This is a genomic window from Ensifer sp. MJa1, assembly GCF_037026475.1.
Taxonomy (GTDB): Bacteria; Pseudomonadota; Alphaproteobacteria; order Rhizobiales; family Rhizobiaceae; genus Ensifer.
Window position 1 is genome coordinate 268758 of record NZ_JAKUMO010000001.1, and the last position, 15071, is coordinate 283828.

At 64.1% G+C, this 15071-nt stretch carries 17 protein-coding genes and 1 pseudogene; 9 read left to right on the forward strand and 9 right to left on the reverse strand.

Annotated elements, in window-relative coordinates:
* Positions 1–575 precede the first annotated feature (575 nt).
* Positions 576–1229, forward strand: coding sequence for a tetratricopeptide repeat protein (locus MKZ91_RS01345; RefSeq protein WP_336167204.1), 654 nt, complete (start codon positions 576–578; stop codon positions 1227–1229).
* A 216-nt stretch (positions 1230–1445) separates the two neighbouring features.
* On the opposite strand, the gene MKZ91_RS01350 is transcribed toward MKZ91_RS01345, so the two are convergent.
* Both MKZ91_RS01350 and MKZ91_RS01355 read right to left on the reverse strand, forming a co-directional pair.
* On the reverse strand, positions 1446–1712 hold the full coding sequence (locus MKZ91_RS01350) for a hypothetical protein (RefSeq protein WP_336167206.1): 267 nt from the start codon (positions 1710–1712) through the stop codon (positions 1446–1448).
* A 342-nt stretch (positions 1713–2054) separates the two neighbouring features.
* Positions 2055–3062, reverse strand: a complete 1008-nt coding sequence (locus MKZ91_RS01355) for a glycosyltransferase family 2 protein (protein ID WP_336167753.1) — start codon at positions 3060–3062, stop codon at positions 2055–2057.
* A gap of 217 nt (positions 3063–3279) precedes the next feature.
* Here MKZ91_RS01355 and MKZ91_RS01360 point away from each other — a divergent pair, with 217 nt between their 5' ends.
* On the forward strand, positions 3280–3720 hold the full coding sequence (locus MKZ91_RS01360) for a hypothetical protein (RefSeq protein WP_336167208.1): 441 nt from the start codon (positions 3280–3282) through the stop codon (positions 3718–3720).
* A gap of 555 nt (positions 3721–4275) precedes the next feature.
* Here the strand turns inward: MKZ91_RS01360 and MKZ91_RS01365 are convergent.
* The 3 genes from MKZ91_RS01365 to MKZ91_RS01375 are packed head-to-tail and all read right to left on the reverse strand — an operon-like array spanning position 4276 to position 5423.
* Complete coding sequence (locus MKZ91_RS01365; RefSeq protein ID WP_336167210.1) at positions 4276–4680, reverse strand: hypothetical protein; 405 nt, start codon at positions 4678–4680, stop codon at positions 4276–4278.
* Positions 4681–4731: 51 nt separating this feature from the next.
* Positions 4732–4995: a hypothetical protein gene (locus MKZ91_RS01370; protein ID WP_336167212.1), complete on the reverse strand. Its 264-nt coding sequence runs from the start codon at positions 4993–4995 to the stop codon at positions 4732–4734.
* On the reverse strand, positions 4995–5423 hold the full coding sequence (locus MKZ91_RS01375) for a hypothetical protein (RefSeq protein ID WP_336167213.1): 429 nt from the start codon (positions 5421–5423) through the stop codon (positions 4995–4997). Before MKZ91_RS01375 ends, MKZ91_RS01370 begins: the two co-directional genes overlap by 1 nt.
* 238 nt (positions 5424–5661) lie before the next feature.
* On the opposite strand from MKZ91_RS01375, the gene MKZ91_RS01380 reads away from it, so the two are divergent.
* Together MKZ91_RS01380 and MKZ91_RS01385 are read left to right on the forward strand one after the other, a co-directional pair.
* Entirely contained in the window at positions 5662–5910 is a 249-nt protein-coding gene (locus tag MKZ91_RS01380) for a hypothetical protein (protein WP_336167215.1), read from the forward strand.
* A gap of 126 nt (positions 5911–6036) precedes the next feature.
* A complete protein-coding gene (locus MKZ91_RS01385; protein WP_336167217.1) occupies positions 6037–6417 on the forward strand; it encodes a hypothetical protein in 381 nt (126 codons plus the stop codon).
* Between the two features lie 163 nt (positions 6418–6580).
* Here MKZ91_RS01385 and MKZ91_RS01390 read toward each other — a convergent pair whose 3' ends face one another.
* Complete coding sequence (locus MKZ91_RS01390; protein WP_336167219.1) at positions 6581–7078, reverse strand: GNAT family N-acetyltransferase; 498 nt, start codon at positions 7076–7078, stop codon at positions 6581–6583.
* A gap of 236 nt (positions 7079–7314) precedes the next feature.
* Positions 7315–7965, reverse strand: a complete 651-nt coding sequence (locus MKZ91_RS01395) for a S24 family peptidase (RefSeq protein WP_336167221.1) — start codon at positions 7963–7965, stop codon at positions 7315–7317.
* Positions 7966–8808: 843 nt separating this feature from the next.
* On the opposite strand from MKZ91_RS01395, the gene MKZ91_RS01400 reads away from it, so the two are divergent.
* The 5 genes from MKZ91_RS01400 to MKZ91_RS01420 all read left to right on the forward strand — a co-directional run bounded on the left by MKZ91_RS01400 (position 8809) and on the right by MKZ91_RS01420 (position 13596).
* The gene (locus tag MKZ91_RS01400; RefSeq protein WP_336167223.1) at positions 8809–9570 is read left to right on the forward strand and encodes a hypothetical protein; all 762 of its coding nucleotides are present in this window, start codon (positions 8809–8811) and stop codon (positions 9568–9570) included.
* On the forward strand, positions 9560–10066 hold the full coding sequence (locus MKZ91_RS01405) for a hypothetical protein (RefSeq protein ID WP_336167225.1): 507 nt from the start codon (positions 9560–9562) through the stop codon (positions 10064–10066). Before MKZ91_RS01400 ends, MKZ91_RS01405 begins: the two co-directional genes overlap by 11 nt.
* A complete protein-coding gene (locus MKZ91_RS01410) occupies positions 10056–10790 on the forward strand; it encodes a helix-turn-helix domain-containing protein (RefSeq protein WP_336167226.1) in 735 nt (244 codons plus the stop codon). Before MKZ91_RS01405 ends, MKZ91_RS01410 begins: the two co-directional genes overlap by 11 nt.
* Positions 10791–10903: 113 nt before the next feature.
* Positions 10904–11506, forward strand: a complete 603-nt coding sequence (locus tag MKZ91_RS01415) for a hypothetical protein (RefSeq protein WP_336167228.1) — start codon at positions 10904–10906, stop codon at positions 11504–11506.
* A 221-nt stretch (positions 11507–11727) separates the two neighbouring features.
* Complete coding sequence (locus MKZ91_RS01420) at positions 11728–13596, forward strand: adenylate/guanylate cyclase domain-containing protein (protein ID WP_336167230.1); 1869 nt, start codon at positions 11728–11730, stop codon at positions 13594–13596.
* Positions 13597–13721: 125 nt separating this feature from the next.
* On the opposite strand, the gene MKZ91_RS01425 is transcribed toward MKZ91_RS01420, so the two are convergent.
* Positions 13722–14192 (reverse strand): nucleoside deaminase, encoded by a 471-nt coding sequence (locus MKZ91_RS01425; protein ID WP_336167232.1) that lies wholly within the window; start codon positions 14190–14192, stop codon positions 13722–13724.
* Positions 14193–14421: 229 nt separating this feature from the next.
* Positions 14422–15070, reverse strand: a pseudogene (locus MKZ91_RS01430) (glutathione S-transferase family protein).
* Position 15071: the final 1 nt, after the last annotated feature.

The window sequence follows — 15071 nt, forward strand, 5'->3', positions numbered from 1 at the left end:
GCCTGGAGCGGCTGGTCTCATCGGACGCGCATGGGCAGATGTCCTTCGAATGGCTGCATGTTTTCTTTGATCGGCGACGTTAAAGGAAACATGCAACGGCTTGCTGGCGGGGCAGCTATTCCACTCCGCCAGGTCTCCGCTGCGGGCGGGAATGTGGATGACCCGATGTCCACGGGGACCCTTCACGAAGCGCGCAACCGCTCCACGCTCGACTCCATGCTTGTCGGAGGGGTGCAGCAGCCGGCGTCGGGCGGCGGGAGACGCGGCGCCGCAATGCGGGTGCCCGCCTTTCCGAAGGTCTTGCGCGCGGCTGGATGCCCATGAAAAGCAGACGGATGAGGGGTTGCTGGGTCTCCGTCCGCCTCTGCCTTGTCAATCACGGCGTCATTCGAAAGGGCTAGCTTACCAAATGCCGACGCCCATGCGGGCCTGTGCGACCCTCCAATTGGACTAATTGTCGTTCTCGCAAGCGGGATCATACTGCACGTCAAGGATGCAGTGGCGGTAGCGAGTAGGGAGTGCACGTCATGGGAAAGGGCAAGTCATCCGCAGGCAGAGGGGGATCCGCGCGCAGCTTGGCCGGGGTGAGAGGTCTGGCCGCAACGGCTGCCCTGGCATTCGGGCTGTCGTTGCCGGCGGGCGATGGGCGGGCTGACGATATCAATGTCCCGATGTGGGAAGGGGTGATTAAGACCGCCATCCAGCTCGATGCGGACAAGAAGTTCATCGATGACGTTCGCAGCGCCACCGGCGGCAACATGGAGCTTGGCGTCAGGCGCGCCATTCAACTGGGCTGGCACTACATCGCCTTGAACGATCCCAACACGGCGCTGAAGCGCTTCAACCAGGCGTGGCTCATCGACCCGAAATGTCCCGACGCCTATTGGGGCTTTGCCGTCGCCATGGCGCAAAAGGCTGCGCCGCTTCCGACAGTCGAACGCTTATTTGCAATGGCAGAGCGGCTGAAGCCAGACGATCCCTCGCTGCTGTCCGATCATGGCCGGGTTCTGCAGCAGCGGGGAGAGAACGAGCGCGCGGTGACCTATTTCCTCAAGGCGCTCGAAATCAACAAGGACCATCGCGACGCCCATGTCGGCATGATGTTTGCGTCCATGGCCATGGGCCAGATGCTGCTGGCCGACAAGCACCGCAGGATTGCCGCATCCCTGTCCGGTGGCGGACCGGTGATCACCATTCCGGACCCGGCATCGCTCGAGCCTGCGCGTTAGCCCCTTTTGCTACGTATTCGACGCCTCTTTTCCGCGTGAAACGGCCTGCGGCATGCGTCCCTAAAGGCGCGCCACGGTCGCTGGAACACTCTGAAATGCCGCATGGCCTTGTCCTTCAACCGCTTGCGCTTGAAGGAAACATGCGAATGTCCCGCGTTGGCAATGCGACCACCCTCTGCCCGGCGATGCCGGCAGGGGGTGGTCGCGTTCTGGCCGTTACTGGCTGGTCGACGGCTGCGTCGTGGCCGGCTGAGTGGTCGACGGTGTGGTCGACTGGTCAGTCGTTGCCGGCTGCTGGGTCGTCGCGGGTTGTTCGGTGGTTGCTGGCTGCGTCGTCGTCGTCGTGGTGGTGGCCGGCGCGGTTTCGGTCGTTGCCGGTGCGGTACCGGTCGCCTGCTCGTTGGCCGCCGGTTTCAGATACATGACCCCCAGGATGATGAGCACGATCACAACCAAGATACCGATGACTGTGTTTCGATTCATGCAGGCTTCTCCTTAAGGTTAGGTGCCTCTCGACTGTAAATGGAGCGGTCGCTCGAATAATCAACGGCCGTGCTCGCCACGCGGTTGAAAATCGAGCGGCACCACCCGCGCTGCCGCCGGCACGGGCGAATGCCATCGCGATCGTGGCTGTGACGGATGGTCGGCGTGACGGGGTATGGGCACGAAGGCTTGCGGGTCGCTTCTTCCGGGACCGGAGACCGCGACCGAACGAGGGCTTGCTGCCATCGGTCCGGTCCCTGGGTTTGCAAGCGGGGTTGTCGCAGGCCCGATGGTGTCCGGGCGTATTGGCTTGCCCGTTGCGTCCCGGTAGACGCAGGCGGCCTAGCCGCGGCTGGCGGCCGGCACGGGGGTGATGAAGCCCAGCTCGAGCAATTGCCGGGAGCCTTCGAACTTCACCGACGATGAGGAAAAGAGCTTGAGCGCGCCGGTCTCGGCCAAGACGTCGTTCATCTTGGCATAGGCGGCCGAACCGTCGAAATACTGGCCGTCGGCGACGGCGTCCTGGAAGACCTTCTCGTAGTCGGCGAAGAACTTGAAGTGGAGGAGCACGCCGAGCACGGGCGGGAAATTCCGCTGGTAGGGCAGCGGCTGATGAATGCTCGCGCCGAAGCGGCAGGTCTTGTCCCAGAAGATCAGCGGGTACTTGATCATTTCGAGGTCGTAGCTGAATTCGCGCTGCCGGGGCCCGCCCTTGACGCTGATCGCCCGTTTCGTCGTTGAAAGCGTGTAGCCGCTGGCGTCGAAATGATCGGCGATCTCATGGGGCGCGCGGGTCTTCAACTGGTCGACGTCGGCAGCATCGATATCGACCGGATACATATCCAGCATCGGCGCCGGCAGCCGCCGGATGTTGTTTTCCTCGAGCGCGTCAATGAGCGAGCGCAGCGGCCGGTTCTCGTAGTCGTCATAGACCAGGAACTCGTCGGAATCGATGTTCACATACCAGCGGCCGTAGCCATAAAGGCCGAACAGCGCCTCGCGCCAGGCCCTGCCACGGCGCGCATCCTTGAAGCGGATGGATGAGGCCCAAAGGTCGACGTCGGGTTCGGCCAGAAGATATTCGCGCGTGCCATCGGTGGACACATCGTCGACGCAGATGAAGCGCGTCACCCCGAGCTTCCGGTAATGCGCCAGAAGGCTGGGTACCAGCTTGGCATCGTTGTGCGTCAGAAACAGCAGCGGAAGATCGTCGGGACGAAGCGCTGTCTGGCCATTGGCGCTGATGCAGCGCAGTTCGGTCGCGAAGTGTTTGCGGCGCTCGCGACGTTGGACCTTTGCCGAGGTGTACCAGGTGACGAGGCGATCGTAGAGTGTCCGGTCAGCGACCATCTCGGCGGCGGATCGATCCCTGAAAGGATAGGCGGTTTCGGTCATACCTGTTCCGGAACTTCTCGTGACTAGGGTTGCCTTCGCACTAAATGAAAAGCGCTGGCAAGGCAATCTGTTCGGCTTCACCTGAAAAGCAGCGGCGGAACGCTCAGGTGGCGGCCTGCTCGAGGGCAGGATGCCCTATGGCGCGCCCGACGAAGGTGATAGGGATCGGCGCATGACCATTCCGGCCCCTCCCATTTCCGCAGCGCCCGCCACGCTGCCATCGACGCCACTTGAGAAGCGCGCCTGCGGCACGTGCACGCTCTGTTGCCGGCTGCCGGACATCGACGCGCTCGACAAGCCGGCCAATGCCTGGTGTCGCCATTGCACCGAGGGGCGCGGCTGCCAGATCTATGCCGAGCGGCCGCAGCTCTGCCGGGATTTTCTCTGTCTGTGGCGCACCGACGAGACCCTCGATGATGCCTTCGATCCGGCGCGCTCGCATATGATGATCTACCGGCAGGGGCCGCAGGTGACCGTGCTCGTCGATCCGGACTTCCCCGACAGCTGGAGGCAGGCGCCCTATGCCGAGACATTCAAGCGCTGGGCGCACGCGGCTGACGGCGGGCAATATGTCATCGTCTTTGCCGGCGATGCGGTGTTCAAGGTCGAATAGGCCGCGAGAATTCAGCCCAGAAAAGAAAGAGCCCCGCGCGAGGGCGGGGCAAGCAGGCACCCAAAAATGGCTCGGGGTGCGGGGAAGCGCAGTCCAAAAAAGAACGTACTGCGCGGTACGGAAGCTAACGCGGGCCCGGCCGGCTGGGGAAGGCCAGAATCGGCGATTCCGGTACGGTTGCTAAAATAATTCTAAGGGCGGGCGGGGAGGCGGCGCCTGCCGGGCGCCTGTTTCCCGCCATTGCCACGGGCGGCGATGCCGATGGCCTTTGCAGCAGCGCGCTTCCCGAATGAGGGAAGCGAGCGGAGGCGCGAATGTCAAAAACAACGCTCACCGTCCTGTGGCTGCCATCGCCTGCGCTTGCAGCCTGCGGCAACACGGCGCGCGGGATTCATAAGGACCCGAGGCCGGGCTTGCGCTCGACAATGCGACGCACCGCGTCCTGACGTCGACGGCGAAGCGAGCCGTGGCCGTGCGGGTGCAAGGCCCGGACGCCACGTGGGCGCCGGCGCGAAGGCAAGAACGGGCGGCTTCTGTGCGGCGCCTTGGCCCGCGCTACCTTGATCGCAGCGCTGCCGGTTCGCGGGTCGTCTCGCTGCTGGTGAAGATCAACACGGCAAACAGGATGACGCCGATGAAGGCGACGATCGAGGCGGCGGCGACGATCGGCTCGATCTCAGGCCTGCCGGTGACCATCAGGTAGAGCGACGGCACCAGAACGGCGATGCTCGAGGTGTAGACATAATACTGGATCAGCGCGAGCCGGCGCTCGGCCTTGGCGGGATTGAGCGCGTAGTAGGTACCGAAGATCGCCATCGTCACCCAGCCGAGAAGGTTGGCGTGGGCATGGGCCGGCGTTGCGGCGTGGTCCTGGCTGATCGCCATATGCAGGCCGATACAGAGGCCGATGATCAGGAAAATGATTGCGGTCTTGAAATAGAGATGAGCAAGGCGCGGCATTGATTCTCTCCTATTCATGCCTGTCGCTCATTTTATTAGCATTTCCGAAAGTTATTGGTGATTGCCAAAATTGGGCATCTGCTGCGGCGCCGGCCCTGACGTCGATGCCGCTGAAGGTGCCGGCCTTTGCGGCCGGGCGATGGCGGCGGCCAGGGCGGCGCGCTTGCGCGTGGCCATGTCGTTGAAAGTGGCCAGTCCCAGCCGGTCAAGATAGGCCGAGATCGCCGCCTCGATGCCGCGGTCGTTGCCGCCTTCGGTCTCAAAGAAGGCTTCGATTGCCGAGAAGAGGGCGGATTTGTCGAGCGTGACGGTCATCAAGGCTGTGTCCCGAACTGTTGGCGATGGTTGAGCGTGCCGTGGTCCGCCTGGCTGAAGCCGCCCCGATCAGCGTCGAAATCGGCGCACCAGCGGTCCCAGGCATCGGAGGTGCGCACGAAGGCGGGCAGGGCATGGGCCTGCTGCGGCGTCTGGTCGAAACGGTCGAGCCAGGCGTCGGCAACGGTTTCGGTGATGTCTTCGCCGTGAAGCGCGTCGAGATCGAAGCGGATCAGCCGGACGACGTGTTCGCCGTCGTGCACCTTCAGCCAGTCGGCTGCGGTCCTGTAGACGGTGCCGAAGGTGTCGGTCTCCTCGCAAAAAGGGCCGGCGCCGAGCGACATCACGACGAGAACGACTTCACGCGGCTGGAGAAACGGCGCGGCCGTCACGGTCCGCATCGCGTCGCGGATCCTTGCATCGGGCATTCCATCACCTCGATCCTTTCCGGGGTTGCGTTCGCACGGCCCTGTCGGTCGAGCGGTGGTCTCCGGGGCTGTTCATAGGCGGCTGAATATAGGAAAATTCCTATCTTCAATCAATAGGAAAATTACTGCCGACAGGAATTTGGGTGAAACTGTCGATGACCTGCTATTTGTTCTTGTTTTGTTCTAGCGATTGCGCCACCTTGGGGCCGCCATTCCAGGTGGCGGAAAGGAGCATGGGATGATCACCTATTTCGTCGTTCAAAGCTTCACGCTGGGGAGCCGTGGTGCGTTCCTCGCCGATGATCCGGTGGAGGCGACCGGGGCCGAGCATGCCCTGCGGCTGGCCGAAAGGCTGGCAACGAGCAAGGTGGGGGTCATCGCCTTCAGCCGGACGGGCGATCTTTCAACCGGCGAGTTCGAGGATGCAACGGTGCTGTTCCTGTCGGGCGAGCTGCCGACGGACATGCAGGAGGAGTTGGCGGCGTGATGTGCACATGAAGCCAATGCGTTCGGATACGGCGGCTGCCCCATCCGCGCCACTCAAACTTCACGGGTTACTGGCCGGGTTCGCCATGGTAATGTCGTCCTCCAGGGTTGGAAGGGGAGATGTGCAGTGGTGCCTGTCGACATTGATCCAACCAGCGAGCTTCCCGCCGGGCCATTCTGGTCTCCGCCCATCGCGGTCAACCCGACCGAGTTGAGCCCTTCGCTCTGGCGACAAATCAACGATTGCGAGGACAGTCACAGCTTTCGGGCCTATGTCGTGCAGGTATTTGCCGATCGTGTCGGGCCGCCCGAGGCTGCGTTCGAGATTGCTTTCAGTCGAAAATGCAAGCGCGCTTGCGTCGTTTTCGAGGCGGTTCCAGAGGCGGATAGTGGTGAGCCAGGCGGCAGGGTGCTTGCTGTGACCGATCCGATTTGGGTCGCCGCAAACAGCCCGAGGGCGGCCCTCGACGCCGCATTCCAGGCGTTCGTGGAGCGATGCTCCGACTAAAGGGCCGGCGCAGCGGCCACAAGTGATTGCGGCAGCAAGCCGCTGAAATCACTCCATATGCTATGCTCGGCTGGATCGAAGTGCGCCAGTGCGTAACTCAATGCGCTACAGCGACCTTTGCGCGTCCGATCAGACCTGCGGCGGTGCCGCGGGCGCCTCGAAGTCAGGCGTCGTTCACGCTCATTTCCAGCGACTTGGCGAGCTCGATCTTTTCAAGGGTCACGCCGAGGATCGGGTCATGGTCGAAGCCTCGCCATCTTTCGTGATAGCCCAGGCGCAGATACAGGCCGAGCGCTCGCGCGTTGTCGGCTGATACGCGAATCGTCGCTTCTCTAAAGCCGCGTGCTCGAAACTGCTGCTCCAGCGCGCCAACGAGCGCCGAGCCGACGCCCTTTCCCTCATGCTCTGGGGCAACCCAGATGTCGCTGATGTGGTTATCGCCATGTTCAGAAGCACCGAGCCCGGCCAACGCGCCATTCGCTTCAGCGACAAGTATGTTTGCGCCTTGCTCTCTCAGGAAAGGAATGAAGGGGTTGCTCGCCTCGATGCGAGCGGCAACGTCAGCATTGACGAGCGGCAAGATGCCCTTCCTCCAGGACGCAAGGCCAATGTTGGAGAGTTCTTGAAGGTCGTCTGGTCGGGCAGGTCGCACTTCTATCATGGCGCACCTCCTGGGGCATGGTTGCACGCCACAGCTCTTGTCGAACCTGGCGCGTGCGTCAAGGCGCCATCGATGTCCATTCGTTGCCAGTGCCGGCAAACAGCAGTTTACCGTTGGGCTGGCTTCGGCGTCTTTTTACTGCCCGCGCTCTCTTGCTGCCCGCGCTCTCGCCGGTGCCCCCGGGCCGGTGACATCCTGACCAATCGACCGGAGCTCCGGCTCCCCCAGCAAGCACCCTAGCGCGCGCTGTATTTGCCGACGACCCGGTGGCAGAAGGACCACTCGACCCGGCTTTCGGTGAACTCCAGGAAGGGGTTGTATTGCCTGAGCGTCCATTCGCGGTCGTTGAAGGAGACGAGGCGCTTGATGATCGCCTCGGCGTCGTTGGCGGGCGGCACGTGGTAGAGCACCACATCCTTGTCGCGCGCCGGCGGCAGGTGCGGATGCACGAGTGCCATGTCGCCGGGCTCATAGGCCGGGATCATCGAGCTGCCGGTGAGATAGATGCCGTAGGCGCCCTTGACGCCCTCGAGCACCGAGGGCCGCTTGACATATTCGACCGCATCGAAGGTGACGATCACGTGGCCGTCGCCGCCCTGGGCGGCGGCAAAGATCGGCAGGTCGCGATGGCCGACGAGCTGTTCGCCGGGCACGATCTGCGGTGCGAAGCCGGGCGCACGCTTCAGTGCCGCTTCGCCCGATGAGGGCGTGCCGCTGATCAGGTCGACGATGGCGCGGGCGTCGCGTTCGCGCAGCTCGCGCGGCGTCTCGCGCTCGACGAACTGCTGGATATAGGCGTGGTTCTTCCCGATCGCGATCGACAGATCCTTGTAGGTCGTCTTCTTCGCGTCGACAGCTTCCCGGATAAGGCGGCGCAATTCGTCCATGGCACTGGCTTCCCAGATTCCGTTTCCTGCGTCCAATAGGATTTTTCCTCTTGCTGACGATAAGAAATCCTACTATGGATAGGATGTCAACGGAAATGAGCGGTGTGATCCCCCTGTTTCCGTCGCGGACCGCCCGTTGGCGGCGGCGCGGTCTTGGTGGCGGGCCATCGTCCCGTTTTCAGCCGGTGCCGCGCTTTCGGCAAAGGATCGACCGCCGCAGCATTTGCGGTGGTCCAGGCGAGGGGTCGTCGTTTCCTCCCCGGCGACCTCTCGCTTTCACTTTTAGCCGGCCGCCGTGCCGGGCGATGCCTCCGTGGAGCCGATGACGGTCCGCGGCGGATAGCCTGGGCGATCCGGTCGGGAAGGGGTGGGTGGCGTGTTGAAAAGATGCGCTGCCCACCCGGCATCAGGGCCGTTCTGCCGGGCTTCGGCGCATGCCGGATGCCTTGGTTACCGGGTGCCGGAGGCACCGGGGCGGGAAGGCCGGTTGCTCCGTCTGCAAAATGCGGATTGGCCGGCGGCCTGCCGACAAGGGTGGAGACAGGATCGGAAACGGGCGCGCGACAGGCGCGACGGAATGGCCGTGCCAGACGGGGCGGCCAAACGGGAACGCATGCGCAGCGCATGGGAAAGACGGGAAGAAGGAATGGCCGACGACGAACTGAAACGAAGGCTGCCGCGGCAGGGCAGGCGATGGGGTGGATGCGCGCCGCAGGGCGAAGGCTGGGCCGAGGATAAGGGCAAGGGCGCCGGACGGGCCGCACTGCGGCGATGCGGGCGACTTTTCCGGTGCTCGGGCGCTGCCTGCTGCCATGCCGGTTTCCGGACGCGTGGAGCCTAGCCATGCGCATCACCGCAATCGTCGAAGCCCTGGTTCTGTCCGGCGCCTCGCCCGAGATGATCCTCTCGGCCGTCAGGGCGGCGGAGGCGGAGGAGGCCACCGAGGTCGAGCGGCGCCGGGCCGGCGACCGCGAACGCCAGCGCCGCCACCGGGCGCGCGTGACGTCACGCCCTGTCACGGTGACGGTGGCCGGTGCCCTCTCTGATAAAGAAAGCTCCCCCACACCCCCTAAAGAAAATAACTCTCCCGAGCCGAATCCGGCTGTGGCGGCCGAAGCCTGCCCGCATCCGGATGACCGTGAAGGCATGGCTGAAGTGCAGTTCCGGCCGGGCCGCCACCGGGCGAGCCGGTTGCCCGAGAGCTTCGAGCCCGACTGGGAATTTGCCGCCGGCCTCGGCTTTGCCCGGGCGGATGCCGCAGTCGAGTTCGACAAGTTCCGCGACTACTGGATCGCCAAGTCCGGGCGCAATGCCACCAAACTCGACTGGGCCGCCACCTGGCGCAACTGGATGCGCAATGCCGAAAAGCCGCGCCGGGCCGCGCGACCGCAGCGCGGACATCCAAAGCAGGCGCCGCCGCGAGAAACAGCCTTTGCCCGCCACCAGCGGGAATGCAGGCAGGCGATTGAACAGGAACTCAATGGACAGCAACGCGATCGGCAGGAACGAGATGGAAATGAGCGCAATGACCTTTTCAGAAATGATGACCTTGCCGGGAGAGGCCCGGCTTTCGACCTTGGGCCGGGAGATTACCGTGCTCACTGAGCGGCTTGCCGGTGTCGGCGAGGCGGCGGTGCTGCGCAGTCTCGATGCCATGCAGACGGCCGGCATGACGATGCCGCCGGCAATCGAACCGAGGAAAATCCTTGCCGTCTACCACTATGCGCTATCGGGCGTACCAGGCCCGGGCCTGGCGGCGGCGACCGCGAAACTGATCCGCGGCGACTATGCCGCCAACCCGGACGTGCTCCTGGGCACGATCCCCAAGCCGCCGGTGCTGGCGGCCCTTGCGCGGGCGGAGGCGCTCAGCCTTCGCGCCGAGCTTGCCCGCAAGCGCGAGATCCTGGCGGCGCTTTCGGCGAACCGGACGGACGATCGCCGGTCGGCCGCAAGCCGCGGCCGCGTGCGCACGCTGCTTGAAAATTTCCGCAAGGCCCATGCGGCGGCACGGCAGGACGTCTCCGGCATCCGCCCGGACGGTGCCGGCAGCGCTCCCCAGTTCACCCCAAACCTTTCCAAGGACGCCACCCATGCAGCCTGAAGCAACAGATCTTACGAGCAAGCAGAGCGAGGCGCGCGCGACCGAGCGGCGCCCGAAAAAGACGCGGCCGGGATCCGGTTCCGGTGCTCCTGGCGGAGACGTCGATGGCAGGCAGGCGGACGCAAGGTGCTACCGCGCAGGCAGCGTGCATGCCATGGGCGCTGAGGCTGCGATCGGCGCTTCGGCGGCAAGGCGCGCGCAGGCCGGCGCGGAGGGCCGGGCTGACAACGAAAAGCGGGCCGGGGACGAAGGGTGGTTGAACGAAGAGACGCCGCCGGCGAGCCTCGACGACCTTGCCGGCCTTGTCGCGGCTGAAGTGCGGGCGCAGACGCGCCGGATCGCAGCGCTGGAACTGGCCCTTGCCGATGCCGAGGCGCGGATCCTGTCGCAGGCCAAGCTCATCTGTGCCGCAACGCTTGCCGCCGATGGTGATCTCTTCAGCCGTCGGCCGGTGCGTGAGATCGTCGAGGAGGTGCTTGGCAATTATCCGGGCATCACCTGGGAGCAGGTCATCGGCGTCGGCCGCGAGCGCCGCCTCGTCGAGCCACGGCACCGGTGCATGAGCGCCGTCTATGGCGAGCGCCCGGACCTTTCGCTGCCGGCGCTCGGCCGGATCTTTCACCGCGACCACACCTCGGTGCTGCACGCCGTCAACAAGCGGGGTGAGGGCGATCGGCCGCCGCGGCGGGCACGCCAACAGGCAACGGCCGGCGCGGCGCGCTGATGATTTCAGCCGGGCCGGCTGACCGGCGGTCTGATGTGCCGATGATTTCAGCGGGGCCGGGCGGCTGGCCCCGCAGGCGCGGCAAGTGAGAATGGGAAGAAGGAGACAAGAGCATGACATCCAAGGCAGAGCGCATCCGCATCAAGCGTGCAAGCCGGGCGGGCCGGCCGCGCAAGGCCAATGTGGCGCGCTATCCAAGCGGGCAGATCAAGCATGGCGAGACCGAGCGCGAGGTGCGCTCAGTGGCGCTCGACGCGCGCCAGCGCATGCATTTTGCCGGAAAACGCGACGTCGACGTTGCAAGCCCCTTTGCCGGCTACACGCTCGGCCGCATGTTCCTCGACGGCAAGCTGACCGCGCATGAGCGCGAGGCGGGCGACGAATACGCCAGGCAGATGGCGCGCTACTACAGCCTCACCGGCATTCCCTTCCCGAGTGTCCGGGCGCAGTCGCTGTTCGACGTCAAGGGCTTTGCCGGCGAGACCAGCGCCGAGCGCGCAAGAAGCGCCCGGCAGGCGGCCAACCGGATGATGGCGCTCGAGGGCGTGCTCCTGAGGCTGCCCGACGGGCCGCAGGTGAAGACGACCGTCTTCAATGTCTGCATCATGGACTACGAGATGCTGCGCACCATGCCTGAGCCGCAACTTTTATGGCTGAAGCGCGGGCTGAAGGAACTGCATTGGCACCTGGGGCTGTCGCGGGAGAAGGAGGAGTGAGACAGATGGACGGGCCGGCTTCAACCGTGCCAACGGTCCCTACCGGCAGCTGTTTCTGCGCCGGGGAGGTACCGTTTCGCATGTCATTTCCCTGACGAAAGAAACGAACTCAATTGTCATCTTGTCCGGATGGGTGAGGCCGATCCGGACATCTGCTTCCAATAGACTCCGCCTCTGGGCACCTCTACTATCCTCAGATCGATGTCTCAGCGGGGACAACAATGACCGAGGAACCGGTTCAACGCCGTCTCGCTGCCGTACTGGCCGTCGATGTGGTCGGTTACAGCCGGATGATGGAACTGGATGAATCTGGAACGCTCGAGCGGCTCCAGAGCAGCCGGCGGACGCATGTGTTACCTCTGCTCCAGAAGCACGGCGGGCGCGTGGTCAAGCTCATGGGCGATGGCTCTCTCGTAGAGTTCACGAGTGTTGTTGCCGCGGTCAACTGTGCCTTGGAAATCCAGAGGGTTGTGACAGGTGCCGACCTTGAGCAGGCCGAGGAGCAGCGCATCCGCTATCGGATTGGCGTCAACCTCGGCGATCTAATCGTCGAGGGCGATGACCTCTACGGGGAGGGCGTCAATGTGGCGGCGCGATTGCAGACGTTGGCAAGCCCGGGAAGTGTCGCGATCTCCCAGACAGTCCACGACCATATCGCAGGACGGCTCGCCGTGGCATTCGACGACCTTGGCGAGCACGTTGTCAAGCAGCAGGAACGCCCGATTCGGGTGTTTGGCGTTCGCTCTGTCGGGGCGAGCCAAGTCCCGAACTCCAGACGATTGCACGTCGCGGACATCGGGGCGGACACGCGGCCGATGGTCTGCATTCTGCCGTTTTTGAACATGAGCGGTGACCTGGAGCAAGAGTACTTCAGCGATGGCATCACTGAAGACATCATCGTCGATCTGTCGAAGGTCTCCGGCCTTTCGGTTACGGCTCGGAGCACGGCCTTCACCTTCAAAGGCAGATCCGTGGACGTCTGTCAGGTGGCCAGGCAACTGGGAGCCAGCTATGTTGTCGAAGGTAGTGTCCGCAAGGCCGCCGGCCGCGTGCGTATTGCAGCGCAGTTGATCGATGGCGCCAAGGGCAATCACGTCTGGGCGGAGCGATATGACCGCGAACTAACCGATATCTTTGCCCTGCAGGATGAGATCGCGACGGCAATTGTCGAGGCATTGAAGGTCAAGCTACTGCCGACCGAACGCCGTGCGATCGAGAACCGCTCGACACTTAACCCCGAGGCCTACCAACTCTACCTGTTAAGCCGGCACTACCTGCAACATGGCGCAAGACACGTGGAAATCGCTCTTCGGATCTGTCGGCACGCGGTGGAAATCGATCCCAGCTATGCGCGAGCCTGGGCAATGATCGCTCATTGCCAGGCCGATCTCTATTTTGGAGGAAGATCAGGGGAACGGGGCAATGCAGCCGTCGAGAGAGCTCTGTCACTGGATCCAAGCTTGGCTGAAGCGCACGCGGCCAAGGGCCGAATTCTCGCAGATGCCGGTCGCGCCGATGAGGCGCTTGCCTCGCACCTCGAGGCATTGCGCCTGGACCCGGAGTGCCATGATTGCCACTTTGGTTTTGGGCGCACCTGCCTGCGTCTTGGCCGCCATAGGGAGGCCATTGAACATTTCTCGCGGGCCGCCGAGCTTCTCGAGAGCGACTACGTTTCTCCCGGTTTTGTGGTTCAAAGCTGCGACGCGCTTGGCAGGCGAGAGGAATCCAGGCTCGCCGCACGACGCGTGCTAGAGCGGGTTGAACGTGAGATCGCGCTGCGGCCCGATAACGTACATGCGGTGATTTGCGGGGCGCTTGCATTGGCTCATCTAGCAGAACTCGATCGCGCCAAAGAATGGGTCTCCCGTGCACTCATCGTCATGGAGCCCGACGACATACTGGACCGCTACAACTTGGCTTGCGCCTTGGTCAAAATGGGCAACACCCAGCACGCTCTCGACCTACTGGAGTCGTGCATCTCCAACATGCCCCCCGAACTCGCCGACTGGATGAGGAACGACACTGATTTGGCGCCGTTACATCAGGAGCCGCGGTACCAAGCTTTGGTCGTGGTTCAAGGCGAGGCGTGAGGATGCCGAGGTCAAACTGGGGTGTGCGAGCGTCCCTGATTGGACCCCGTCGTGAAGGCGGCTCGCTCCGCATCGAACGCCGGCCTGTAGACGAGACAGATGCTTTCACAGCCCATCGGGCGGCGTCAGCGTTGCCAGAACGTCCGGTGGGGCTCTAACAACTCGTCCTCGATCTCGGGGAAGGGGCCGAAGACCTCAATCGGCTTCTGGCCGGAGGCAAGGACTGTGCGGGACGAAAGGTTCATGGTCGGGTTCTCGGGGTGGTCGCCGGTCTCGGCAAGCAGCTTTTCTTCCTCATAGCCGTAGACCAGACGGCCGATATTGGCCCAGTAGAGCGTGCCCGTGCACATGGCGCAGGGCTCGCCGGTTGTAACCAGCGTGCAGGACCACAGGAATTTTGCCGGGTAGGCGGCCGCGGCGCGCCGGGCCAGTTCGGTCTCGGCGTGGCGCACGGTGTCGAGGTTGCCCTGGCGCATCAGGACGCGGTCGTCCGGCCCGACAAGGACGGCGCCGAAGGGATGGTGGCCATGGACTGCCGCCTCGCGCGCGACGTCACCTGCGGCGCGAAGGTGGGCGAGCATCTGGTCGCGGGTCATGCCGGTTGCTCCTCAAAGGGCGTGGAAGACACTGACGAAAGCTGGCTGTCGGATCATAGCCTGGAAACCGGATGGCCGGTATTGGGCGTAGCCGGTGATCCCGCCCGGGCCCGGAAGCGGCCGCAGCGCTCTCTTTGGTGTTGCAGGCGCTTGCTTCACGAGATCGATCCATAGATCGAATGTAGTCCGTGTGGGCGCCAGACGCCCGGCCGTCGTCGGTCGTCGTCGATCAACCCACTGATGCTGCGGCAAAGACGGCAAGCTGCGCTTCGAAGGCGCGTTTGAAGGCAGGGCGTGCCTCACCGCGGGCGACGTAGGCCGCAAGGTTCGGGAATTCTTCCAGAATGCCCGAACCATGCAGCCGGCGCAGCACCGTGACCATCAGGAGGTCGCCGGCGCTGAAAGACCCGTCGAGCCAGTCGGCATTGCCAAGGCGGGTGGATAGGCTGGCGAGCCTTTTGCGGATGACGTCTTCGAGGGCCTGCAGACGCGGCTCGTACCAGGGCTTTTCGCGCTCCAGGATCATGACGAGGCTGCGGTCGAAGATCGGTGGCTCCACCGTGTTGAGGGACGCAAACATCCAGGCGACGGCGCGGGCTCGGGCGTTGGCATCATCGGGCAGCAGGCCCCTATGCCTTTCGGCGATGTGGAAGACGATGGCGCCGGATTCAAAGAGCGCCAGATCGCCTTCCTCATAGGTCGGGATCTGACCGAAGGGCTGGATCGCCAGGTGCGCGGGCTCCTTCAGTTGCTGGAACGAGACGAGGCGGACGTCGTAGGGCTCGCCGACCTCTTCGAGCGCCCAGCGCACGCGCATGTCGCGCGAGCCCGCGGCCGCGGTCGGGCGAGCGTTCAAAGGCGGTGATCGTGATCGTCATG

Bases quoted from the DNA above. Each gene is read 5' to 3' on its own strand.
- MKZ91_RS01350 (WP_336167206.1), bottom strand. From the start codon at position 1,712: ATGAATCGAAACACAGTCATCGGTATCTTGGTTGTGATCGTGCTCATC.
- MKZ91_RS01355 (WP_336167753.1), bottom strand. From the start codon at position 3,062: ATGGTCGCTGACCGGACACTCTACGATCGCCTCGTCACCTGGTACACC.
- MKZ91_RS01360 (WP_336167208.1), top strand. From the start codon at position 3,280: ATGACCATTCCGGCCCCTCCCATTTCCGCAGCGCCCGCCACGCTGCCA.
- MKZ91_RS01365 (WP_336167210.1), bottom strand. From the start codon at position 4,680: ATGCCGCGCCTTGCTCATCTCTATTTCAAGACCGCAATCATTTTCCTG.
- MKZ91_RS01370 (WP_336167212.1), bottom strand. From the start codon at position 4,995: ATGACCGTCACGCTCGACAAATCCGCCCTCTTCTCGGCAATCGAAGCC.
- MKZ91_RS01375 (WP_336167213.1), bottom strand. From the start codon at position 5,423: ATGCCCGATGCAAGGATCCGCGACGCGATGCGGACCGTGACGGCCGCG.
- MKZ91_RS01380 (WP_336167215.1), top strand. From the start codon at position 5,662: ATGATCACCTATTTCGTCGTTCAAAGCTTCACGCTGGGGAGCCGTGGT.
- MKZ91_RS01390 (WP_336167219.1), bottom strand. From the start codon at position 7,078: ATGATAGAAGTGCGACCTGCCCGACCAGACGACCTTCAAGAACTCTCC.
- MKZ91_RS01395 (WP_336167221.1), bottom strand. From the start codon at position 7,965: ATGGACGAATTGCGCCGCCTTATCCGGGAAGCTGTCGACGCGAAGAAG.
- MKZ91_RS01400 (WP_336167223.1), top strand. From the start codon at position 8,809: ATGCGCATCACCGCAATCGTCGAAGCCCTGGTTCTGTCCGGCGCCTCG.
- MKZ91_RS01410 (WP_336167226.1), top strand. From the start codon at position 10,056: ATGCAGCCTGAAGCAACAGATCTTACGAGCAAGCAGAGCGAGGCGCGC.
- MKZ91_RS01415 (WP_336167228.1), top strand. From the start codon at position 10,904: ATGACATCCAAGGCAGAGCGCATCCGCATCAAGCGTGCAAGCCGGGCG.
- MKZ91_RS01420 (WP_336167230.1), top strand. From the start codon at position 11,728: ATGACCGAGGAACCGGTTCAACGCCGTCTCGCTGCCGTACTGGCCGTC.
- MKZ91_RS01425 (WP_336167232.1), bottom strand. From the start codon at position 14,192: ATGACCCGCGACCAGATGCTCGCCCACCTTCGCGCCGCAGGTGACGTC.